Annotated in this window: 18 protein-coding genes; 8 read left to right on the top strand and 10 right to left on the bottom strand. The window is 65.4% G+C overall.

Translation table 11 applies throughout. The features are described from left to right. Window positions 1-199: 199 nt before the first annotated feature. Window positions 200-853 (bottom strand): hemerythrin domain-containing protein, encoded by a 654-nt coding sequence (locus RhoFasB10_RS23675; protein WP_167678879.1) that lies wholly within the window; start codon window positions 851-853, stop codon window positions 200-202. A gap of 139 nt (window positions 854-992) precedes the next feature. On the opposite strand from RhoFasB10_RS23675, the gene RhoFasB10_RS23670 reads away from it, so the two are divergent. Continuing rightward, window positions 993-2,660, top strand: coding sequence for an AMP-binding protein (locus tag RhoFasB10_RS23670; protein WP_167678877.1), 1,668 nt, complete (start codon window positions 993-995; stop codon window positions 2,658-2,660). A 54-nt stretch (window positions 2,661-2,714) separates the two neighbouring features. On the opposite strand, the gene RhoFasB10_RS23665 is transcribed toward RhoFasB10_RS23670, so the two are convergent. Further along, window positions 2,715-3,866, bottom strand: coding sequence for an LLM class flavin-dependent oxidoreductase (locus tag RhoFasB10_RS23665; protein ID WP_167678875.1), 1,152 nt, complete (start codon window positions 3,864-3,866; stop codon window positions 2,715-2,717). A 101-nt stretch (window positions 3,867-3,967) separates the two neighbouring features. Here RhoFasB10_RS23665 and RhoFasB10_RS23660 point away from each other — a divergent pair, with 101 nt between their 5' ends. Next, on the top strand, window positions 3,968-5,281 hold the full coding sequence (locus tag RhoFasB10_RS23660) for an MFS transporter (RefSeq protein ID WP_167678873.1): 1,314 nt from the start codon (window positions 3,968-3,970) through the stop codon (window positions 5,279-5,281). Between the two features lie 180 nt (window positions 5,282-5,461). On the opposite strand, the gene RhoFasB10_RS23655 is transcribed toward RhoFasB10_RS23660, so the two are convergent. From RhoFasB10_RS23655 to RhoFasB10_RS23645, 3 genes are all read right to left on the bottom strand, one after another. Further along, on the bottom strand, window positions 5,462-6,265 hold the full coding sequence (locus tag RhoFasB10_RS23655; RefSeq protein WP_167678871.1) for an alpha/beta hydrolase: 804 nt from the start codon (window positions 6,263-6,265) through the stop codon (window positions 5,462-5,464). Between the two features lie 7 nt (window positions 6,266-6,272). Beyond that, the gene (locus RhoFasB10_RS23650) at window positions 6,273-7,832 is read right to left on the bottom strand and encodes an ATP-binding cassette domain-containing protein (RefSeq protein WP_206031289.1); all 1,560 of its coding nucleotides are present in this window, start codon (window positions 7,830-7,832) and stop codon (window positions 6,273-6,275) included. A gap of 174 nt (window positions 7,833-8,006) precedes the next feature. After that, window positions 8,007-8,555, bottom strand: coding sequence for a hypothetical protein (locus RhoFasB10_RS23645; RefSeq protein WP_068427571.1), 549 nt, complete (start codon window positions 8,553-8,555; stop codon window positions 8,007-8,009). Between the two features lie 75 nt (window positions 8,556-8,630). Here RhoFasB10_RS23645 and RhoFasB10_RS23640 point away from each other — a divergent pair, with 75 nt between their 5' ends. The 3 genes from RhoFasB10_RS23640 (at window position 8,631) to RhoFasB10_RS23630 (ending at window position 13,153) form a co-directional block, all read left to right on the top strand. Then, window positions 8,631-10,454, top strand: coding sequence for a penicillin-binding transpeptidase domain-containing protein (locus tag RhoFasB10_RS23640; RefSeq protein WP_167678869.1), 1,824 nt, complete (start codon window positions 8,631-8,633; stop codon window positions 10,452-10,454). 179 nt (window positions 10,455-10,633) lie between these two features. After that, window positions 10,634-12,283 carry an NTF2-like N-terminal transpeptidase domain-containing protein gene (locus tag RhoFasB10_RS23635; RefSeq protein ID WP_206031288.1) on the top strand — a complete coding sequence of 550 codons (1,650 nt, stop codon included), beginning with the start codon at window positions 10,634-10,636 and terminating at the stop codon, window positions 12,281-12,283. Window positions 12,284-12,319: 36 nt separating this feature from the next. Continuing rightward, window positions 12,320-13,153 carry a sulfite exporter TauE/SafE family protein gene (locus RhoFasB10_RS23630; RefSeq protein ID WP_167678867.1) on the top strand — a complete coding sequence of 278 codons (834 nt, stop codon included), beginning with the start codon at window positions 12,320-12,322 and terminating at the stop codon, window positions 13,151-13,153. 15 nt (window positions 13,154-13,168) lie between these two features. Here the strand turns inward: RhoFasB10_RS23630 and RhoFasB10_RS23625 are convergent, their stop codons facing one another. The 5 genes from RhoFasB10_RS23625 to RhoFasB10_RS23605 form a co-directional block, all read right to left on the bottom strand. Further along, window positions 13,169-14,617 carry a peptide MFS transporter gene (locus RhoFasB10_RS23625; protein ID WP_167678865.1) on the bottom strand — a complete coding sequence of 483 codons (1,449 nt, stop codon included), beginning with the start codon at window positions 14,615-14,617 and terminating at the stop codon, window positions 13,169-13,171. A gap of 46 nt (window positions 14,618-14,663) precedes the next feature. Continuing rightward, the gene (locus RhoFasB10_RS23620; protein ID WP_167678863.1) at window positions 14,664-15,041 is read right to left on the bottom strand and encodes a DUF3054 domain-containing protein; all 378 of its coding nucleotides are present in this window, start codon (window positions 15,039-15,041) and stop codon (window positions 14,664-14,666) included. Window positions 15,042-15,081: 40 nt separating this feature from the next. After that, on the bottom strand, window positions 15,082-15,633 hold the full coding sequence (locus RhoFasB10_RS23615) for a YceI family protein (RefSeq protein ID WP_167678861.1): 552 nt from the start codon (window positions 15,631-15,633) through the stop codon (window positions 15,082-15,084). A 322-nt stretch (window positions 15,634-15,955) separates the two neighbouring features. Next, window positions 15,956-17,104 (bottom strand): YbhN family protein, encoded by a 1,149-nt coding sequence (locus RhoFasB10_RS23610; RefSeq protein WP_167674310.1) that lies wholly within the window; start codon window positions 17,102-17,104, stop codon window positions 15,956-15,958. A 30-nt stretch (window positions 17,105-17,134) separates the two neighbouring features. Next, window positions 17,135-18,589, bottom strand: a complete 1,455-nt coding sequence (locus RhoFasB10_RS23605) for an adenylate/guanylate cyclase domain-containing protein (protein ID WP_068427628.1) — start codon at window positions 18,587-18,589, stop codon at window positions 17,135-17,137. A 190-nt stretch (window positions 18,590-18,779) separates the two neighbouring features. On the opposite strand from RhoFasB10_RS23605, the gene RhoFasB10_RS23600 reads away from it, so the two are divergent. The 3 genes from RhoFasB10_RS23600 to RhoFasB10_RS23590 are packed head-to-tail and all read left to right on the top strand — an operon-like array spanning window position 18,780 to window position 21,758. Continuing rightward, a complete protein-coding gene (locus tag RhoFasB10_RS23600; RefSeq protein WP_068427584.1) occupies window positions 18,780-19,967 on the top strand; it encodes an AI-2E family transporter in 1,188 nt (395 codons plus the stop codon). Then, window positions 19,960-21,111, top strand: a complete 1,152-nt coding sequence (locus RhoFasB10_RS23595; RefSeq protein WP_167678859.1) for a DUF5931 domain-containing protein — start codon at window positions 19,960-19,962, stop codon at window positions 21,109-21,111. Before RhoFasB10_RS23600 ends, RhoFasB10_RS23595 begins: the two co-directional genes overlap by 8 nt. Further along, window positions 21,108-21,758 carry a response regulator transcription factor gene (locus RhoFasB10_RS23590; protein WP_068427587.1) on the top strand — a complete coding sequence of 217 codons (651 nt, stop codon included), beginning with the start codon at window positions 21,108-21,110 and terminating at the stop codon, window positions 21,756-21,758. Before RhoFasB10_RS23595 ends, RhoFasB10_RS23590 begins: the two co-directional genes overlap by 4 nt. The last annotated feature ends 33 nt before the right edge of the window (window positions 21,759-21,791 follow it).

Genomic DNA, 21,791 nt, shown 5'->3' with positions numbered 1-21,791 from the left:
GACAGTCGGAGCCCACCCCGCTCCTGTCGTGACTGCGGTCGACCCCGACCCGTCACCTCCACCGTAATCCACTGTCCACCCGCGGCGACGACGTTGTCAATGAACCGTGAGACGGTTTTGGGCGCGCCGACCGTACCGGGTGTTCAGGCCGTGGTGATGGTGTCATCGCGAAAAGAGTTGCAACACAACGGGAGTGCGGTCACAGGCCACAGGCTCGTTCTCGACGTCGGTACTTGCGACGGAGGAACGGGATCATCACCCGCAGCATCATCCCGCCTTCCTTCTTCAACCGGACGAGTTCATCCGGGGTCAGCACGTCGAATGCTCGGGGAAGTTCGAAGTCGACCTTGCCGCCCGTGCGCGCCGCGTTCTCGACGGCTTCCCACTCGGCCAGCGGGAGGTGCTCCGTGATGAGGGGAAAGATCGTGCGTTCCTCGTCCTCGATGTGCTCGTCGAGTTCGTTCTTCAACTGCACCAGCGCGGCGGTCAGGCGCGGCAGGCTGTCGGGGAGACCGTCGGCGGCCGCGCGCAGCTCGTCGAGCAACGGATCGAGGGCTTCGTGATCCTCGGTCAGATCGCTCAGGTCGATGTGCGGACCGACCGACGCGACGATCTTCGGCCACAGGACGTCGTCCTCGGTGGTGTGGTGGTGATGGATGCTGTCGGCGAACAGGTGAACGTACTCGGAGATAGCGGCCACCTGCTTCGCGTCGGGACTCTCGATGCCCTCGCCGAGCCCGGCACACAACGCGACGAGGCGGGAGGCGTCGCGACGCATCGCGCGATGGGCGAGCCGGATTCCGAGGAGGTCGGCGTCGGAGGTGATTTTCTGGGTCTTCCGTGTCGTTGTCATGGCTCGAAGACTGCCGCCGACCGCTTGGCGCGCACTTAACGCCGACTGTCCCGTCACCCCTGTTCGGGGGTAGCGCGGCTTTTCGACGGCGTTCTAGCCTGAGGCGGACTGAGACGTGTGCCACATTCAAGGAGCTTCGATGACGGACGGAACGGCAACCAAGGCGTTCAGGCAGGCGCGCGACGTGCTGCTCGGCGCGTACGGCCAGTACGACACGGCCCTGACCGACTTCGAGTGGCCGTCGTTCCCCGACACGTTCAACTGGGCGATCGACTGGTTCGACGCCATCGCCCGTGGCAACGACACGACAGCGCTGTGGATCGTCGAGGAAGACGGTTCCGAGGCCAAGTACAGCTTCGACGACATGGCCCGTAGATCCGACCAGGTCGCGCGGTGGCTCGAGTCGCTCGGCATCGGACGCGGCGACTCGGTGATCCTGATGCTCGGCAACCAGGTCGAACTGTGGGAGACGATGCTCGCCGTCATGAAGCTCGGCGCGGTGTTGATGCCGACGACGACGGCCATCGGAACCGTCGACCTCGTCGATCGTGTGGAACGGGGACAGGCGAGGGCGGTCGTCGCCAACCCGTCGGATGCTCCGAAGTTCGACGAGGTCCCGGGCGACTACCTGCGTATCTCCGTCGGTGACACGGACGGATGGACGAACTACCACGCGGCGTACGACGTCCAGGATCCCCGGCCGTTCGAGTCCGTCACCGCGCCCAGCGACCGTCTGCTGATGTACTTCACGTCGGGCACGACGAGCAAGCCGAAACTCGTGGAACACACGCAGGTGTCGTACCCCGTCGGACATCTGACGACGATGTACTTCCTCGGCGTGAAGCCGGGCGACGTCCACCTCAACATCAGTTCACCGGGCTGGGCGAAGCATGCGTGGAGCTGCTTTTTCGCGCCGTGGATCGCCGAGGCGACCATCTTCATCTACAACTACAGCCGGTTCGACGCGAAGGCTCTGCTCCAGCAGATCCGTCGAGCGGAGGTCACGACGTTCTGCGCGCCTCCGACGGTGTGGCGCATGCTGATTCAGGCCGACATCTCCGGCGGCAAGGGCGCTCTGCGCGAAGCGATCGGTGCGGGCGAGCCGTTGAACCCCGAGGTCATCTCGCACGTGCAGAAGCAGTGGGGCCTGACGATCCGTGACGGCTTCGGACAGACGGAAACCACTGCGCTCGTGGGCAATACACCGGGCGCGGAGCTGAAGTTCGGATCGATGGGTCGGCCGTTGCCCGGTGTTCCCGTCGTCATCGTCGACCCGGTGACCGGTACGAGGGCCGACGAGGGCGAGATCTGCCTCGATCTCGCGGCGTCACCGTTCAATCTGATGACGGGATACCTCGGCGACGCCGAACGCAACGAACAGGTCATGTCCGGCGGGTACTACCACACAGGCGACGTCGCATCCCGGGACTCGGACGGCTACATCACGTACGTGGGCAGGACCGACGACGTGTTCAAGGCGTCGGACTACAAGGTGTCGCCGTTCGAGCTCGAGAGCGTGCTGATCGAGCACCCGGCCGTGGCCGAGGCTGCCGTCGTCCCCGCTCCCGACGAGACACGCCTGGCCGTGCCGAAGGCGTACGTCTCGCTGGCCGCGGGGTGGGAACCGAACGAGGACACGGCTTCTCAGATCCTGAAGTACGCCCGCGAGAACCTGGCCCCGTACCTGCGGATCCGACGGATCGAGTTCTTCGAACTGCCGAAGACCATCTCGGGCAAGATCCGCCGCGTCGAACTGCGGGCGCGGGAGAACTCCGGCGAGGTGTTGACGGGGGAGTTTCGGGAGTAGGCGACCCGTGCGTGGGAATGTACAGCCCGCTGTACATTCCCACGCACGAGGGTATTACCGGAACGGAATGCCGGTCGTGGCGTGTTCGCGCGACCGCGGCTGTACGAGACCGCGCTTCTCCAGGATCGGCCGCACGCCCTCGCCGAAGTGGAACGCTTCCTCGAGGTGCGGGTAGCCGGACAGCACGAAGTGATCGAGCCCGATCGACGCGTACTCGGCGATTCGGTCGGCCACTTCCTCGTGCGATCCGACGAGAGCCGTTCCCGCGCCGCCGCGCACCAGGCCGACTCCCGTCCACAGGTTCGGTGCGATCTCGAGCGAACGGGCGTCCGCGCCCTGCTGGTACGCGTCGCCGCCGCCGTGCAGTTCACGCATCCGACGCTGACCTTCGGACGCCGACCGGGCGAGACTTGCCTGCGCGGCGTCGACCGTCGCGGGGTCGAGGTTCGCCAGCAGACGGTCGGCCTCGGCCCAGGCCTGCTCGGATGTGTCGCGTGAGATGACGTGCAGGCGGATGCCGTAGTCGAGCGTGCGTCCCTGCACGTCCGCGAGGTCGCGGATCCACGCGATCTTCGACGCCACGGCAGCCGGCGGCTCACCCCACGTCAGGTAGGTATCGGCGAACTGCGACGCGACGGTCCCGGCGGCAGGGGACGAGCCACCGAAGAAGATCGGCGGCGTCGGCTCCGGATGTCGTTGCAGCGACGCCTCCTCGACCTTGATGTATTTGCCGTCGAAGGTGACAGGTCCGTCGTCGGCCCAGAGGCGACGCGTCACGTCGAGGTATTCGCCGCAGCGTTCGTAGCGTTCGTTCTTGGTCAGGAAATCGCCGAACCGTCGCTGCTCGTGGTCCTCACCGCCCGTGACGACGTTGAGCAGCAACCTGCCGCCGGACTGCCACTGGAACGTCGCCGCCATCTGGGCTGCGAGCGTCGGAGCGATCAGTCCCGGCCGCAGCGCGACGAGGAACTTCAGGGTCTCCGTCGTATCGATCATCATGGCCGTCGTGAGCCACGCGTCCTCGCACCATGCGCCGGTCGGCGTGAGCACCGCCTCGAAACCGTTGTCCTCGGCCGCGGCACCGATCTGATTCAGATACTTCAAAGTCGCCGGTCGGTCACCGGACATCGAAGACCCGTGGCCGCCTGCCATCAGGTTGCGCGAATCGCCGTAGGTGGGCAGGAACCAATGAAAGCGCAGAGACATATCGGCCGATTCTGGCAGTGCTTCGGAGTGCTCGCCAGAGTTCGAATCACGATGATTTCAAATGCTGACCTGTAGGCGATGCCTAGTTACTGTCGCGACACATGACTGCAATCGCCGAGCCCGCGGCAGAATCGGACCCGGCCAGACGGAAGCGCCTCCGTACCGTCGTCGCCGCAAGCCTTCTCGGAACGACCGTCGAATGGTACGACTTCTTCCTGTACGCCACGGCCGCGAGCCTGGTGTTCAATCAGCTGTTCTTCCCCGACCAGAGTTCGTTCGTCGGCACGATGCTCTCCTTCGCGACGTTCGCGGTCGGCTTCGTCGTCCGCCCCGTCGGCGGAGTGGTGTTCGGCCACTTCGGCGATCGCATCGGACGTAAGAAGACCCTCGCGCTGACGATGTTCATCATGGGCATCGCCACCGCGCTGATGGGTGCCTTGCCGACGGCCGAGCAGATCGGCGTACTGGCGCCGATTCTGTTGCTGCTGCTCAGAATTCTGCAGGGCTTCGCGCTCGGCGGTGAATGGGCAGGTGCTGTTCTGCTGGCCGTCGAACACAGTCCCGAGAAGAAGCGTGGCCTGTTCGGCAGCATCCCTCAGATCGGTCTGGCGCTCGGATTGGCGCTCGGCACAGCGATGTTCGCGCTTCTACAAACCGTGTTCGACGACGCCGCCTTCCTGGCGTACGGCTGGCGCATCGCATTTCTGCTGAGCCTCGTGCTCGTGGCCGTAGGGCTCATCGTGCGACTGAAAGTCGAGGAGACCCCGGCCTTCCAGGAAGTCACCGACCTGAAGCAGCGGTCGTCGGCACCCGTTCGAGACGTGTTCGCGCGCAGATCGATTCGAGCAACCGTCCTCGGACTGCTGTCTCGCTGGGGTGAGGGCGCTGCGTTCAACACGTGGGGTGTCTTCGCGATCACCTATGCGACAACCGGACTCGACTTCGAGAAAGTGCCCGTGCTGCTCGTCGTCACCGTCGCCGCGGTGATCATGGCCGTTCTCCTGCCTGTCTCCGGGCTGTTGGTCGACCGCTACGGCGCCAAGCAGATCTACATCATCGGCATCGCGCTCTACGGCGTCGCCGTGTTCCCGGTGTTCGCGCTGTTCGGGACAGGCAACCTCTGGTTCTTCGGGCTCGGCCTCGTTCTCGTGTTCGGATTCGTCCACGCACTCTTCTACGGCGCGCAAGGCACCCTGTACGCCAGCCTGTACCCGACCGAGATCCGGTACACGGGGCTGTCGATCGTCTACCAGTTCTCCGGCATCTACGCTTCCGGTGTCACCCCGCTCATCCTGACGGCCCTCATCGCCGCGGGCAGCGGGTCGCCCTGGCTGGCCTGCGGCTTCCTCGTCGGAACCTCGGTCGTCAGCGTCATCGCCACCGGGCTCATCCGGAAGCGGGACCTGCATCTCTGACCGGCGGCGCGTCGGGGCAGCCGCGCCCCAGGTGACCGAAGGACGCCCTCGCTCACTCTGAGTGAGCAAGGGGCGCCTTCGGTCCGGACTCGGGCCGAGCCCCAGGTGACCGAAGGACGCCCTCGCTCACTCTGAGTGAGCAAGGGACGCCCTCGGTCCGGATTCGGGCCGCGCCCGACCTCAAGTGACCGAAGGTGACATTCGGTCCAGAAACGGCTCGACGACGCGCCGCACCTCGTCGCCCGCGGCGGGCGTCGTCGAGTGGTCGAACCCGTCGATCAGGTGGAACTCCGAGTCAGGAACGAGCGCGGCTGCCGCGCGCGAGTCGTCCCGACGCGTCGTGTCCTCGGAGCCGACGTAGAACAGCGAAAGAACACCGAGTCCGCGCAGCGTGTCGTCGGACAACCCGGGTTCGGCGTCGGACGCGCGGAAGTAGGCGGCCATGGCGTCGGAATCGTTGGCGCTGAACACGGCTCGGGTCGCAGGGTCCACCGGAAACAGGCGGTGGCGGTTCCATTCGTCGATGAAGCCGTCCATGCCTCCGGTCGCGAGGACGTCCGCGCACCCCGGGAAGAACAGCCGATCGAACGCCCCCTTCTGCGGTCCGTGCGAACCTCCGCCGGCAACAAGGGAATTGACGCGCTCGGGTGCCCGCGCTGCCAATGTCAGGCCGGCGCGCGCACCGTACGAGTAACCCCAGTAGTCCGCCTTGTCGACACCCACCTCGTCGAGGACGGCCACGAGATCGCCGACGATATTGTCCATGCGGTACGCGTCGACGTCGTGCGGTTTGTCGCTCCGGCCGTGCCCGCGCATGTCGGGCAGGATCAACGACCTACGCGGACGCAAGGCTTTGACGTACCCGAACGTGCGCCAGATCGTGTGTGTCAGCAGACTTCCGTGCACCATGAGCAGTGGCGGACCCGAGCCCACGACGGTGTAGGCGATCCGAGTTCCATCCGAGGGGTTCGTCGCGAAGTCCACTCGTCCATCATGCACGCTCCAGTTCGACCCATCGCGTCGGCTCGAGATCCCGCAGGAACGGTAAGTCGTGACTCGCGACGACGAGCGCACCCTCGTAACTCGCCAACGCCTCCGTCAGGTGGGCCTTGCTGGCGAGGTCGAGATTGTTGGTGGGTTCGTCGAGCATCAGGAACCTCGGCGCGGGTTCGGCGAGCAGAATGGTCGCCAGTGCAGCACGGAGACGCTCACCCCCGGACAACGTGTCGACGACGGCATCCGCGTCGCTCCCGCGAAAAAGAAAGCGCGCCAACTGGGCTCGAATCTGCTCGTTCGACGCGTGTGCCGCGACTGCCGCAACATTCTCGGCCACCGACCGAGACTCGTCGAACACGTCGAGGCGTTGCGGCAGGTATCGCCACGGCACAGCGGGTTCCGCGTCCGCGAGCTGTCGCAGCAGCGTTGTCTTGCCGCTACCGTTCGGTCCGATCAGTGCGATGCGTTCCGGTCCCACGATCTCCAGTGAAGCGACCGAAACGATCCTCTGTCCCGCATGCACTTTCGTCGCGGGGAGCTCGACGCGGACCTCGCGGTCGTCACGGAGGCGATCCTCGGCCGTGGCGAGAACCGCTTGTGCGTCGCTCACCTTGTCGAGGTGGTTGCCCCGTAGCTTGCCCGCCGAGACCTGTGCTGCCCGTTTGCGGTTGCCCATGACGATCTTGGGTTCACGCTTCTGCTCGTTCATCTTCTTGCCGTACCGGGCGCGACGATCGAGTTTGGTTCTGGCCTCGATCAATTCGCGTTCCTGCTTGCGCACATCGTTCTTGGCGTCGTGCACCGCGGCGCGCGCAGCCTCCTGTTCCGCGACGACGACGTCACGGTAGTGCTCGTAGTTACCGCCGAACATGCGCAGGCGGCTGACCCCGTCTCGCTCGGCTCGAACCTCGGCAGTGGTGTCCATGATCGCGAGCAGATCGAGGTCGTGACTCGTCACGATCAGCACGCCCTGGAACGACTGGACGGCCTGGTAGAGGTGTGCGCGGGCGTCTCGGTCGAGGTTGTTGGTCGGCTCGTCGAGGAGCAGCACATCCGGCTCCGCGAGTAGTTCCGCAGTGAGCGCGAGCAGCATCGATTCACCGCCGGACAGCGTTCCGACGACGCGATCGAGATCCTCCGGTCGTGCGACGATGTGGCCCAATCCCAACTTGTCGAGCAGCGCGACGGCACGCTCCTCCGCATCCCACCGGGAGCCGACGATAGCGAAGTCGTCGTCGGTGAATTCTCCGATCTCGATGCGGTGCAGCGCCTGTCGAAGTTCACGCATACGAAGAATGTCGTCGACGCGCCTGCCTGCGCGCAGGGTGATGTCCTGCGGGAGGTAGCCGAGCTCGCCGGGAACGGTGATCGAGCCGCGTTGGGGGTGCAATTCTCCCGCAACGAGTTTCATCAGCGTCGACTTGCCCGCACCGTTGGACCCGACGAGACCTGTTCTGCCGGTGGGGAACACGGCGTCGAGGCCGTCGAACACGCGGCTGCCGTCCGGCCAGGTGAACCCGAGATCGGAAATGCGCAGGGATGAAGAGGTAGACATGATTGCTCCAGAGGTATGCGTGCGTACAAGCAGGCGAACGAACCTCTAGAAGAGCAACGGCCTCTCCAACTCTGTCGACGACAAGGCGAGAGCCAGATTAAACCCGGGTGCGTCGCACACGCAACCCCATTTGTGGTCGTGCGTGGAAATGCGTGCTCTGGCACGCATTTCCGCTCACGTGCCCGAAGGGCCCTTCTTGCGCAGATCGTCGACCTTGCTCATCGCCTCCCTCAGCTCTCCGAGCCATTCCTCGGTGTGTTCACCGACGAGTTTGACGGCCCAGGACAGCGCATCGGCACGAGATCGCGCGACGCCTGCATCGACGAGCGTGTCCAATACCTTGCGCTCCGGCTGTCGCAGGCGGGTCATCACCGGAACGGCGAGGTGGGTGAAGAGCACCGCCTCCCCGTCGACGGCCACGCCCCACGCCACCTTGCGTCCGTAGCGTGCCTCCGCCTCGTCGGCGATCTGCATCCGGTCCTGACGCGTGGTCTCGCGGAACCGCGCGATGCGACCCTCGGTCGACGCGGCCGATGCGTCGTCGGGCGTGGGAAGTTCGCCGATCACGACGATCTCCTCCCGGTCCACCTCGATCGTCGCGTCGCCGGCGAACCAACTTTCCGGAAGCCGTCCGCTGAACCATTCTGCGGCGTCACCGGTGTCCGGTGCGTCGGCTTGCTGCCACCCACCGGGTCGTCCGAACTTTCTTCCATGGTGTCTCATGACAACTCCTTGGTTGCGTTTGATTACACACTTACATGATTACTCCGTTGCAGCGATATCCGCCACGGGTGGGGCATGATCAAGTGCGTGCGCACTTCGAAGAAGACGGTTTCCGCCCTCGTCGCTGTCACGGCCTTGGTCCTCGCGGGATGCGGTGACGACGGCCCACCCGAACCGCAGACCACCGCCCAACAATTCGTCGATGCGATCAACAGCGGGTCCGCCGAGGCCGCCGCGCAGCTGACGACCGATCCGGTGGCCGCGTCGGCTGCGCTGACGGGCCTGTACGACGGGCTCGGCGCCGGCGGGTCCGTCACGGCGACGCCGGACTTCACCGTCGAATCGGCGTCGGAAGAAGGTGGCGCGGTCACGCTCGACGCGACATGGCGTTTCTCGACGACGAACGACGGCACCGAAGAGCCCGACGGCGAGCCCAAACAGTGGCAGTACGACACGCAGGCGACGGCGACCGAGACCGATCAGGGGTGGAGGATCCAGTGGGATCCTGCCGTCCTCGCACCGGGCCTGACGGCCGACAGCACAGTGCGCTACACGTCGACCGATGCGCTCGTCACGCCCAAGGTGTTCGACCGAACAGGCGTCGAATTGATGTCCCAGCAGGTCGTCACGCTCGTGAACATCGACGCGTCCGCCGACCCCGCCGCGGTCGCGTCGTACATCACGCCGATCGTTCCGACCATCTCGGCCGAATCGATCGCTGCCGATCGAGCTGCAGCACAGGGCAACGCGCTCACCGTGGTCTCGCTGCGTCAGTCCGACCTCGATCCGATCGCAGCCCCGCTCGCGGCGCTTCCTGGCGTCACACTCGCGCCGCAGACTCGTCTGCTGACGACCGACCGCGCGTTGGCGTCGCCCGCGTTGACCGGTGTCTCGGAGCTGTGGCAACAGCAGCTCGACGAGAACAAGGGCTGGTCCGTACAGTCCATTTCCGCCGACGGGGCAGTCCAGCAGTTGGCGGGTGTCGACGCGACGCCTGCTCCCGACATCGCGACGACTCTCGACGCGGGTCTGCAGCTGAAGGCCGAGAATGCGCTGACATCGCTGCCGCAGCAAGCGGCGATCGTCGCGCTGCAGCCGTCGACCGGAAACGTGCTCGCCGTCGCGCAGAACGCGGCCGCCGACGCAGAGGGACCGATCGCGTTGACCGGGCTGTATCCGCCGGGATCGACGTTCAAGACGGTGACGACGTCGGCTGCGCTCGAGGCGGGCACCGCAACGCCGGACACGATCCTTCCGTGCCCCGGCACCGAGAACATCGAAGGCCGTCAGATTCCGAACGACGACAACTTCGACCTCGGGGACGTTCCGCTGCACACCGCATTCGCCCGCTCGTGCAACACGACGATGGGGCGCCTCGGCGTCGAACTGCCCGCCGACGGCCTGCAGAAGACCGCGCAGCAATACGGACTCGGTGTCGATTACGTAACGCCAGGCCTGACCACCGTCACCGGCACCGTCCCGGTCGCGGACACCCCTGCGGCACGCGTCGAGTCGGCCATCGGTCAAGGACAGGTAACGGCGTCGCCGTTCGGGATGGCGCTGGTGGCCTCGTCGATCGCGGGAGGGGCGTTGAAGGCGCCCACTCTCGTGAGCGGTCAACCGGGCACGGCGGACGCGACGCCCGTCTCGGTCGACCCGGTGGTCGCGGAGCAGATCAGGGCGATGATGCGCGAGACCGTCACCGCCGGAACCGCTACGCAACTGCAGGACATCCCTGGCCTGCTCGGTAAGACCGGAACCGCCGAGTTCGGGCCGAACAACGAAGGCGCACATGGCTGGTTCGTCGGGATCCAGGGTGATCTGGCGTTCGCCGTGTTCGTCGCCGGCGGACAGAGTTCGGCCCCCGCCCTGGAGGCCGCAGGACGGTTCCTGCGCTAGGCGCTCATTTGCCCGTCGTTTGCTTATTGTGACGGTTTACGGCCTTGTGTTGGGCGTCACGATTGACCACGATGAATGCAGGCGGGAAAAGCACGTGGGGAGGCGTGTAGCGAATTCGTGACCAGAGCGTGTGAATCCCGTGCTTGTTACGCGTGTGACTGAAGTGACTAGAATGAAGCATGGGTTCAGGGAGGGCGGCGCGCGTGAGCGCGAAACGGGGACGTTACGTAGTAGCAGTGGGGGCAACGCTCGTCTTGTCCTCGACCGCGGCGGTATGGATGTTGGATCGGCCCGAGAACGCCGGCGAGGCGGCGGTCGGTGATTTCGTCGACGCACTCAATGCGCGTGACGTCTCGGCGGCAGCGAATCTCACGTCCTATCCCAACGCCGCCGCTGCGAGCATCACGCAGATGTTCGACGGTTTGTCCGCAGGCGGACCGCCGACAGGCGACTTCGAGCTGACGCAGTTCATCGGACTCGACGACTCGTCCGGCTTCTTCACGATGGCGTCGGACTGGAACTTCGGGGACGCCAAGGACTGGTCGTACTCGACACGCGGCACCGCCAAGAAGTTGAGCGTCGGCTGGCGAATCACGTGGGAGCAGGACATGCTCGCGCCCGACATGCCCGCGGGTGGATCCGTCCGCTACGTCCGCACCGACGCAGCGCCGCCGCTTGTCTTCGACGCCGCGCAGAACGTGCTGATGAACGAGCGGACGATCAACGCGATCATGCTCGACCCGTCGCGCATGGCAGACCCCGTGGCATCCACGACGCGACTGGCCGACGTCATCGACGTCGTGGCACCCCTGATCACCGCCGAAAGCCTGCAACGCGACCTCGCTGCGACGCCGGGAAGCCCGATCCTCGCGGTCAACCTGCGCGACGACGACTTCGGTGTTCTCGAGGACGACCTGCGAGCCATCGACGGTGTCGTCGTCGTTCCGACGCCGAAGCTCATCGCCGGGGATCGCCGAATCACATCGCCGCTGCTCGATTCGTTGCGCAAGGCGTGGCAGGACAATCGAGACGCCACCTCCGGATGGGCCGTCGACGTCACCGGTCCGGACGGCGTCGTCACGCGGCAGGCCGGATTCCAGGGTCCCCCCGGACCGGACCTGCACGCGACGCTCGACCCCCGCATCCAGCTGGCAGCCGAAGAAGCCGTCGTCAGCGTCGGAACCGCAGCGTCGATCGTTGCTATCCAGCCGTCGACAGGCGCCATCGTCGCGACAGCGCAGAACAGTTACGCCAACGAGCAGGGGCAGATCGCGTTCTCGGGGATGTATCCGCTCGGGTCGGCGTCGCATCTCGTCGACGCCGTCACCAGGGGTGACGACTCCAACGCGACGCAACTCGGTCTCGGCGTCAACTACTCGATGCCGGGTCTCGACGCCTACACCGGCCAGGTGCCGTCGGGCAACAACTCCATCGACCGCATCCGGACCGTCGGCAACGAGACGTCGGAAGTGTCGATCACGCCGTTCGGTCTGGCACAGATCGGCGCTGCGATCGCACGTGGCGCGGCGCCTCTACCGTCGATCGTCGCGGGCCAGACCGCGGTGGCCGACAAGGAGACGGCGTCCATCGCCCCGGAAGCGCTGGCCACGCTGCGGGACATGATGCGGAACTCCGCACACGACGCCGGTCTCGATTCCTACGGGGGTCTCACCGGCTTCTCGGGGAACAGCGGTGACGATCGGTGGTTCATCGCCAACCGCGGCGACCTGGCGTTCGCCGTCTACATCGAGAATGCCGACGGCACAGACCAAGCCGTGAAGATGAGCACCATGCTGCTCCGGGAGATGGACTCCGGCAAAGCCGAGTAGCCGGCCAAGTCTTTAGCCACGGTAGCTTTACTGTTCGTGACTCTGCTCGATTTCGGCTTGCTCGTCGTCGCCGGTTTCTTCGCGGGCCTCGTCGGATTCGTGACCGGGCTCGCGTCGCTGGTGTCGTACCCCGCGCTTCTTGCTGCCGGGCTTCCGCCGGTGGCGGCGAACGTGACCAACACGGTCGGGTTGGTGGCCGCCGGAATCGGTGCGACGGCGAACGCGTCGTCGGAACTGGCGAAGGACGGCAAGCAGTTGGTGCGCTTCGCCGCCTACTCGGCGATCGGCGGGTTGGTGGGTGCGCTCGTGCTGTTGTGGGCGCCCGCGGGATCCTTCGAGATCGTCGTCCCGTTTCTCGTTGCCTTCGCCGCGGTGGCGTTGCTGGTGCAACCCCGGCTGCGGCTGCTGGCGGGCGGACCGACCCAGGGGCACGGGAGTGGAGCCGGCGGAACGACCCAGAGGCACGGGAGTGGAGCCGGCGGGCCGGCCCAGGGGCACGGGAGTGGAGCCGGCGGGACGGCACAGAGGTTCTATCCCGTCGGTCTGTTCTTCGTCGCGATCTACGGCGGGTATTTCGGGGCGGGGGCGGGAGTCATATTCCTGGCGCTCGCGCTGGTGTGCACGTCGAACTCCATGTGGCGCGCCAGCATTCTGAAGAGCTTCTTCCTGGGCGTGGCCAACCTCGTTGCTGCCGTGATCTTCGCGTTCTCCGGTGAAGTGAACTGGCTCGCCGCATTGGCGCTGGGCATCGGCGCGTTCGTCGGGGGCTACTCGGGACCGCCGGTGGTGAAGGTGATTCCACCGACGGTCCTGCGCATCGGCGTCGGACTGTGTGGTCTGGGGCTCGCGGCCTGGTTGTTTCTGAAGTAGCCGTGCCGGTTTCGACTACTGCACCCCGCTCATCATCTTCTTGATCCACGGCGACATCGCCGCGATGACGACACCGACGGCGATCGACGCGCCACCGACGGTGTAGAAGAACGGATTCGGGTCGGCCTGGTCGTAGTAGCCGGCCAGAGTGCCCGCCATCGCGGAACCCAATGCCACGGACAGGAAGAACAACGCCACCATCTGGGTGTGGAAGTTCTTCGGCGCGAGCTTGGTCGACAACGACAAGCCGACCGGGGACAGGAACAATTCGGCGAACGTGAACAGCAGGAGGATTCCCACGAGAGCCAGAAGCGGCATGTTGTCACCGGCCAGCGACGGCACGAAGGCAAGGAACGCCAGGCCCATGATGCCCACTCCTGCAGCGAATTTCAGGGGCGTCGACGGTTGGCGATCGCCGAGCTTCGTCCACATCGCCGCGAACACACCGGCGAAGATGATGATGAACACGGGATTGATGGACTGAACCCACGACGGCGGGAAGTCCCAGCCGAACAGATTGCGGTCGAGTTCGGTGTCCGCGATGAGCGGAACGGTCGTGAACTGCTGCTGGAACAGTGACCAGAACGCGGCACTCGCGATGAACATCGGGATGAACGAGATGACGCGTCGACGCTCGATCTGCGTGATGTGCTTGCTGGACAGAATGATTGCGAAGTAGGCGACCGCAGCGACGATGGTGACGCCGACGACGACGTCGGACAAATTCGACGCTGTGATGGCGCCGAAGACGGACAGTAAGGCGACGACGACGATCGCGGCGACGCCGATCGCGCCCCACTTCATACGGTCGCTCGCAGGGAGCGGATGGGGCGGCGTGGCACCGATTCCGAGCAGGTGTTTGCGCCCGATCGTGTATTGAATGAGGCCGAGCGCCATACCGATTGCGGCCAAACCGAATCCGGCGTGGAACCCGAGCTTGTCCCAAGCGAGGCCGGTCAGCAACGGCCCGATGAACGCGCCGATGTTGATGCCCATGTAGAAGAGGGAGAAGCCTGCGTCGCGACGGGTGTCGTGCTCGTCGTACAGATCGCCGACCAACGACGTCGCATTCGCTTTGAGCCCGCCGCTGCCGAACGCAACGAGAATCAAACCGACTCCGACGCCGAGGAATCCGGGCAGAACGGCCAACGCGATGTGTCCGAACATGATCATGATCGCGCTGTAGAACAGAGTGCGTTCCGAACCGAGAAGTCGGTCGGCTATCCATGCGCCGAGAATCGTGGACAGATACACGGTTCCGCCGTATGCGCCGACGATCGACGTCGCCGACGATTCGGGAATTCCGAGGCCACCCTCGGACACCGAGTAGTACAAGTAGTAGATGAGGATGCCTTGCATCCCGTAGAACGAGAAACGCTCCCACATCTCGACACCGAAGAGATTCGCCAGCGCGAACGGCTGTCCGAAGAACCCGGTGCTCTGCTTGTCCTGTAGTTCGGCCATAGGTGAACTGTTTCACGATCGGCCGGTGTTCGGGAGTATCTGCAGATCAGTTTTTCGAGACGGGTATCAATTTGGCGAGGGCGCGCCATCCCAGCAGGAACACGGCAAGAACCGTCGACGCGACGACGATGAAGCTGAATGCCGTGCCCTGACCGCTGACGACGCGCAGGATCATGCCGAAGACAACCGTCGACACCCATACGAGAATGCCCGTCGGGAGGATGAGAAAGGCGTCGAACTTGTCGCGGTAGAGCGTGACCGTCGCGATCCAGCCGATGACCGCCCCGACGACGAAAGGCCAGGCTGTGTGAAACAGCCCGGCCATGACGTTCGCCTCGTCGTGACTGCGGCGACCGATCGCGCAGAAGACAAGGACCAGAACGAGGTCGACGACGGCGGCAATGATCGGGCTGCGCTTGTTCACCCGATACACCCTAGGGTGCCGCCGTCGCCTTCCGCTCGAATCAGGAAGCCAGACCGGCTTCGATGTCGAGGTTCAGCGTGATCTTGTCGCCGACGACAGCGCCGCCACCCTCGAGCGGCATGTCGATGCTGATGCCGAAGTCCTTGCGGTTGAGGACGGTGGTGGCCTCGAAGCCTGCGACCGGTCCTGCGCCCATGCCCGGGTTGACGCCGTTGAACTCGAGCTTCAGATCGACGGACTTGGTGACGCCGTGCAGCGTGAAGTCACCGGTCACGACGAAGTCGCCTCCGTCGGCCTTGACGGACGTGGAGGTGAACGTGGCGGTCGGGAACTTCTCCACCTCGAAGAAGTCGGCGGTCTTGAGGTGGCCGTCGCGCTGCTCGTTGTCGGTGGTGATGGACGCGACGTCGATCTCCGCGTTGACGGACGGGGTGCCGTCCTCCGCGACCGTGACGGCGCCGCTGAAGTTCTGGAAACGGCCGCGAACCTTGCTGACCATCAGGTGGCGAACGGTGAAGCCGATGGTCGAGTGTGCGGGATCGATGGTCCAGGTGCCGGGGGCCAACTCGGGCAGTGCGATGGATGCGGTCATGACTAGCTCCTCAAGGTTGAAGTTTCAAGTTTGTATAGTACACAAACGGACCGGGGTCCGCATCTATTCCGGGGGAAATTTTTCGTGGCCGGTCGGGGGCGCCCTGGTTCGACCGAATGTGGCTATCGGGTCACTCAGAGTGAGCAAGGGGCGCCCTCGCTCCGGGCGGGCGAATGCGCGGGCGGACCGAATGTGGCTATCGGGTCACTCAGAGTGACCGAAGGACGCCCTCGCTGCGCGCAAGGTGAGCGAAGGACGCCCTCGCTGCGCGCCGAGTGACCGAAGGTGACATTCGGTCCACGGGCGGGGGCAGAGACGCAGCTCAGGCCGGCTCGGGATCGGGCCCGCGGCGTTCGGGCTGCGCCTCGCGGGCGGTGCGGGCGTCTTTCTGCAGCTGCTTGGTCTCGCGCTGTTCCATCTCGAGGTCGTAGTGCAGGTCTTCGTGCTGGTGTTTGCGGAACAACACGAGGAACACGACCCAGCCGACGAGGGCGACGAGGATGAAGCTGACACCGCGGTAGACGAAGGCAGCCGCAACGGACTGCGACGCGCTGATGCTGGCGGCGCTGGTGAGGAACGCGATGAGGGTGGCGTCGACGACGACGAGTCCGCCGGGAGCCAGCGGAACCGAACCGACGGCTTTACCCGCCGCGAACGCGATCAGCAGGCCGGACAGACGAGGATCGGCGCCGACGGCATAGCACGCGAAACCGAGGCAGGCGACGTCGGCGATGCGGTGGACCGCGGACCACGTCAGTGACAGGGCGCCGTCACGTTTGCCGAGCTGGACCGACTTGACCTGCTCGATGATCTCGTCGATGCGCTCCTGGCCCGCGTCGCGCGGCTGGTTGCGAAAGTCGTTGACCTTGTGGAGAACCCAGCCCGCAGCACTTCGGATCGACTGTGGATGCGCCGAGACGTACCGAACGCCGACGACGATCGCGACGACGCCCGCAATCGGCAGCACGAGCGTGAACGTGTTGACCGAACCGCCGACGAGCAACGCGCCACCGACACCGAGTACGGCCAGACCTGCCGCCGCGATCACGCCGGAGATCGCCAGCTGCCACGACGCCACGACCGGACTCGCGCCCCAGCGTCGGGTCTCGCGATAGGTGAACGCCGTCGAGAAGACCTGGCCGGCGGGAAGCGTCAACGCCATCGCGGTGCTGCCGTAGATGACGGACAGCGACTTGGCCTGCCGAACGCGCACACCCCCGGCCTGCAGCAACTGCTTCTGCACCCGGCCGAACGCGCTCAGCGACAGTGCCTGCATGAAGATGCACGCCGCCAGCCACCCCCAATGTATTTCGGTGAGTGCCTTCCACGATTCGTGCAGACGTGGCCAGAGATAGATGCCCTCGCCGATCAGCAATCCGACGAGGGCAACCGCTGCCACCCACTTGAGCACGCGAAACCGGTTCCGGCGTCGCGGACCCACCGCCGCGGGCTCTGGTGTCGGTTCGAGCACCCTCACAGCGTAACCACTAGGTCGACGTCATCAGGGATGCTCGACTGGCCACGCGAGGTGAGTGGGACGGCCTCGGCCACGTAGTTGAACTTGATCTCCGAGCTCCCAGTGTTCTTGTTCCTCGTCGCTGGCGAAGTACAGCGCCGACGTCGACGCCAGCACGCGACCCGGACGCAGCTTGGACAGTTCGGTCAGACGGGACGCTTCGTTGACCGGATCGCCGATGACCGTGTACTCGAACCGCTCCTTGGCGCCGATGTTGCCGGCGACCGCGAGACCGGCCGAGACGCCGATGCCGATGTCGAGTCCGACGATGTCGTTGAGCGCGAACCGCAGGTCACGGGCTGCGGCGAGAGCGGCGGTCGGCGCGTCGGGACGGTCGAGTGGCGCACCGAAGATGGCGAGTGCGGCGTCGCCCATGAATTTGTTGACGAAGCCGTGATGCTTGTCGATCACGTCGACGACGACACGGAAGAACTCGTTGAGAAGTACGACGACCTCGCCCGGCGGTCGTTCCGACGCGGTCGCGGTGGACCCGACCATGTCGACGAACAGCACCGCGACGAAGCGCGTCTCGCCGCCCAATTCGGTACCGAATTGCAACGCGCGTCGGGCCACGTCCTCGCCGACGTGCTGGCCGAACAGTTCGCGGAGGACGCGTCGTTCCGCGGCTTCCTCCATCATTCGGTTGAAGCCGACCTGCAGCCGGCCGATCTCGCTGCCGTCGAACACGTCGACCTCGACGTCGTTGTCACCGCGTTGGACGCGCTCGATCGCTCGACGCAGCTGCCGGATCGGATCGGAGATCTGGCTGGCCGTCAGCATCGACAGAATGAACGCCTGTCCGATCGCGAGGACGCTGAGCAGGATGATCGCGATGGCGAGGGCGTCGGTGGAGAACACGAGATCCGTCGTCAGCTGTGTGGCGCACAGCAGGATGATGCCGATGACGGGCATCAACGTGCCCAGACCCCACGTCATCGCCATGCGGGTGCCGACGCCGGGAGCCATGGTCCGGTCGAAACGGCCCTCGCTGAGTGCCATCGCCGCGACCGGCCGCAGGATGCGCTCACCGAGCATGTACGTGAAACCGAACGTCACCGTGGCAGCCAGCGCGACGGTGACGATCACCGCGACCGACAGCGACGGCATCTCCGACACCGTCAACAGCACGAACAGGATGCCGCCGATGACCCACAGAATCAGGTGCACGATGGCCTGACGCAGGGGAGCGTGCAGAGTCGTCATCTGTTCGGCACGTGTCGGCGGCCCACCCCGTAGCTGCCAGCGGACGACCGTGCGCAGCATCCGCGCGGCGTAATACAGACTGATCGTGCCGGCGAAAGCAAGGTACGCGCCGAACACGTAGACGTTGCGAACCCGGTCCGCGACGATCGACTGGGACTCCGTGATCGGCAACCCGTATCGAACGAACGCGAACACCAACACTGCGCCGAACAAGTTCGCCAACAGCATCGACAACATGTACAGCGGCCAGCGACTCTTCAGCGTGAGCGAGACCGCTCGGAAAGATGCCAGCACGGGTTAAATTTACCGGGTGACCCAAGACGAGCCGCGGGCAGAAGCATCCAAGGTGTTTTCGGACACACTCGGTCGTTCCGCAGGCTCCACTCCTGACACATCTGGTCGTTCCGCAGGCTCGACTCCTGCCACTGTGGAGCGTTTCGATCCAGCCGACGCTGTCCACCCGCTCGTTCGCGTCGGCGCCGCATGGACCTGGCGGCTGCTCGTCCTGTTCGCTGGGTTCATCACGTTCTGCTACGTGGTCGGACGCCTGGACACGGTGATCATTCCGGTCGCCCTGGCGCTGCTCGCGTCGGCCATGTTGTTGCCGATCGTCGACTGGATGCAGCGCCGCGGAGTTCCGCGAGCGGCTGCCGTCGTCATCGTCATCATCGCGAGCATCGGCGTCGTCGCCGGCATCATGACGTTCGTCGTCGAGCAGTTCGTCGAGGGCCTGCCCGCGCTGGGCGATCAGTTCACGACGTCCATCAACGACATCCAGAAGTGGCTGGCCGACGGCCCGCTCCACATCAGCCAGGATCAGATCCGGCAAGCGAGCGACAGCGTCGTCAAGGTCATCCAGGACAATCAGGCTGCTGTCACCAGCGGAGCGCTGACGACGGCGACGGTGATCGGAGAGATCCTCACCGGCGCGTTGCTGACGCTGTTCACGCTCATCTTCTTCCTGTACGGCGGCGATCAGATCTGGGAATTCGTGACGCGGCTGGCACCGACGTCGTCGCGTCGTCGTATTCGGTTGGCAGGTAGCCAGGGGTTCGGATCGCTCGTCGGTTACGTCCGCGCGACGGTGGCCGTCGCGGCTGCCGACGCCATTGGTATCGGCGCAGGGCTCGCGGTTCTCGGTGTGCCGTTGGCGCTTCCGTTGGCGTCGCTCGTGTTCATCGGTGCGTTCGTCCCGATCGTCGGTGCGTTCTTGACCGGATTCGTCGCAGTGTTCATCGCGCTCGTGACGAAGGGCTTTCTCACCGCTCTCATCACACTCGGCATCGTCGTGGCGGTCATGCAGTTGGAAGGGCATGTGCTGCAACCACTTCTACTCGGGCGCGCCGTTCGGATCCACCCGCTCGCCGTGGTGCTCGCCATCACCGTCGGAATTCTGTTGGCGGGCATCGTCGGTGGTCTCCTGGCGGTCCCGGTGGTCGCCGTCCTGAACACCGCGATCAGGTCGCTGCTCGCCGACGACCCCGACGAGGTGTTCGAGGAACTCGAGGAGAACGACCCGTCGTCGACGACGAGGTTTCCTGCAGCGCCGGATTCGCCGCATCCGGGCAACGACACGCTCGATCGCGGGTCCCTGAACAAGCCCGACGATGACTGACGCCCTCGGGCCTCTCTGGCGGGCGTCGCAAGCGTTCCGCCTGATCACGCTCGTGTACGCCGTCAGTTATCAGTTCGCGTCGGCGCCCTATTACTCGAACCAACGGTTGAGCTGGTTCTTCGTGGCCACGATGGCCGTGTGGACAGGTGTGTCGGCGATGCTTCTGTCCCGTGCGGCGGGAGTGGAGCCTGCAGGAACGACCCGATCGACGGTGGCGCGGTGGAGGGTCGTGCTGGCGGACCAGTTCATCGTCATCGGCCTGATGGCGTCGACTCGGCTTGTCGCGCCACATGATTGGTACAGCACGCACCAGACGCTTCCGACGACGCTGTGGGCTACCAACGCGGTGATCTCGGCGGCAATTCTGTTCGGGCCCAGAGGAGGCATCGCATCCGGTGTGCTGCTGGCCGCGGTCAGTGCGGTGGTACGGGATCAAGTGAATCTGGACCTGTGGACCGACGCGACGGCGCCGGTACTGGTGTCGGTGGGACTGGCGCTCGGATTGGCGAGCAATACCGCGACGAGGGCGCACGCGGAGCTCGAGCGTGCGGCGCGACTCGCCGCGATCACCGAGGAGCGGGAACGTCTCGCACGCCAGGTGCACGACGGTGTGCTGCAGGTGCTGGCGCTCGTGCGACGGAGAGGTCGTGAGATAGGCGGCGCTGCAGGTGAACTCGCCGAACTCGCGGGTGAGCAGGAGGTCGCGCTGCGGATGCTGATCTCCGAGCAGGCGGTGCCGAGCCAGGCAGGCGTCGACGTCGATCTGGGCGCTCTGCTGCGGAAACAGGCGGGTACGACGATCTCCTTGTCCGCCCCTGCCGATCCCGTTCTGCTGAATCGGCATGTTGCCGACGAGCTTTCCAGTGCTGTCGCGACGGCGCTGTCCAACGTCGCCCTTCACGCGGGGGAGGGTGCCCGGGCCTTCGTGCTGGTCGAAGATCTGGGTGACACGGTCGTCGTCAGCATTCGCGACGACGGATGCGGAATCCCGGCCGGACGACTCGCCGAAGCGGAAGCAGAAGGGCGCATGGGGGTGTCGAAGTCTATCGTCGGACGCATCCGAACCCTGGGCGGCACAGCAGAACTGGACACCGACGAGTCGGGAACCGAATGGGAAATACGTGTACCGAAGGGGACGAGATGACCGGTGAACAGATCACGATCATGGTCGTCGACGACCATCCCATGTGGCGTGACGGGGTCGCGCGCGACCTCGAGGCCGCGGGGTTCGACGTAGTAGCCACCGCGGACGGCGTCGGTGCAGCAGGGCGACGGGCCACCGCGACGCAACCGGACGTCGTGCTGATGGACATGCATCTGCCCGACGGCAACGGCGCCGATGCGACGAGGCAGGTGCTGGCCGGATCGCCAGGCAGCAGCATTCTGGTGCTGTCGGCGTCGGCCGAGCGCGACGACGTGCTCGATGCGATCAAGGCAGGTGCCACCGGCTACCTCGTCAAGAGCGCGTCGGCCGACGAGTTGTTCGATGCGGTGCGCGCGACCGCCGCAGGTCAGGCCGTGTTCACCCCGGGCCTCGCCGGGTTGGTTCTCGGTGAGTATCGACGCATGTCCACTGCGCCCGCGTCGCAGGAGAAGCCGAGCCCGACGCTCACCGATCGCGAGACCGAGGTGCTCCGACTCGTCGCGAAAGGGTTGAGCGCCAAACAGATTGCGTCCAAGCTGACCCTGAGTCATCGAACCGTCGAAAATCACGTGCAGGCGACGCTGCGCAAACTGCACCTGGCCAACCGCGTCGAGCTGACGCGCTACGCGATCGAGAAGGGTCTGTGACGGCGTGTTTGTGACGCGCGCGGCGTGGGCACC

It is taken from the genome of Rhodococcus sp. B10 (assembly GCF_011770055.1).
GTDB lineage: Bacteria > Actinomycetota > Actinomycetes > Mycobacteriales > Mycobacteriaceae > Rhodococcoides > Rhodococcoides kyotonensis_B.
The sequence above is the reverse complement of the archived record's forward strand: the minus strand, read 5'-3'. Positions and strand labels throughout refer to the sequence as shown.

Coding starts and splice junctions, on each gene's coding strand:
- RhoFasB10_RS23615 (WP_167678861.1), bottom strand. CDS start 15,633: ATGACCGCATCCATCGCACTGCCCGAGTTGGCCCCCGGCACCTGGACC.
- RhoFasB10_RS23675 (WP_167678879.1), bottom strand. CDS start 853: ATGACAACGACACGGAAGACCCAGAAAATCACCTCCGACGCCGACCTC.
- RhoFasB10_RS23590 (WP_068427587.1), top strand. CDS start 21,108: ATGACCGGTGAACAGATCACGATCATGGTCGTCGACGACCATCCCATG.
- RhoFasB10_RS23670 (WP_167678877.1), top strand. CDS start 993: ATGACGGACGGAACGGCAACCAAGGCGTTCAGGCAGGCGCGCGACGTG.
- RhoFasB10_RS23665 (WP_167678875.1), bottom strand. CDS start 3,866: ATGTCTCTGCGCTTTCATTGGTTCCTGCCCACCTACGGCGATTCGCGC.
- RhoFasB10_RS23645 (WP_068427571.1), bottom strand. CDS start 8,555: ATGAGACACCATGGAAGAAAGTTCGGACGACCCGGTGGGTGGCAGCAA.
- RhoFasB10_RS23640 (WP_167678869.1), top strand. CDS start 8,631: ATGATCAAGTGCGTGCGCACTTCGAAGAAGACGGTTTCCGCCCTCGTC.
- RhoFasB10_RS23635 (WP_206031288.1), top strand. CDS start 10,634: ATGGGTTCAGGGAGGGCGGCGCGCGTGAGCGCGAAACGGGGACGTTAC.
- RhoFasB10_RS23595 (WP_167678859.1), top strand. CDS start 19,960: ATGACTGACGCCCTCGGGCCTCTCTGGCGGGCGTCGCAAGCGTTCCGC.
- RhoFasB10_RS23660 (WP_167678873.1), top strand. CDS start 3,968: ATGACTGCAATCGCCGAGCCCGCGGCAGAATCGGACCCGGCCAGACGG.
- RhoFasB10_RS23605 (WP_068427628.1), bottom strand. CDS start 18,589: ATGTTGTCGATGCTGTTGGCGAACTTGTTCGGCGCAGTGTTGGTGTTC.
- RhoFasB10_RS23625 (WP_167678865.1), bottom strand. CDS start 14,617: ATGGCCGAACTACAGGACAAGCAGAGCACCGGGTTCTTCGGACAGCCG.
- RhoFasB10_RS23650 (WP_206031289.1), bottom strand. CDS start 7,832: ATGTCTACCTCTTCATCCCTGCGCATTTCCGATCTCGGGTTCACCTGG.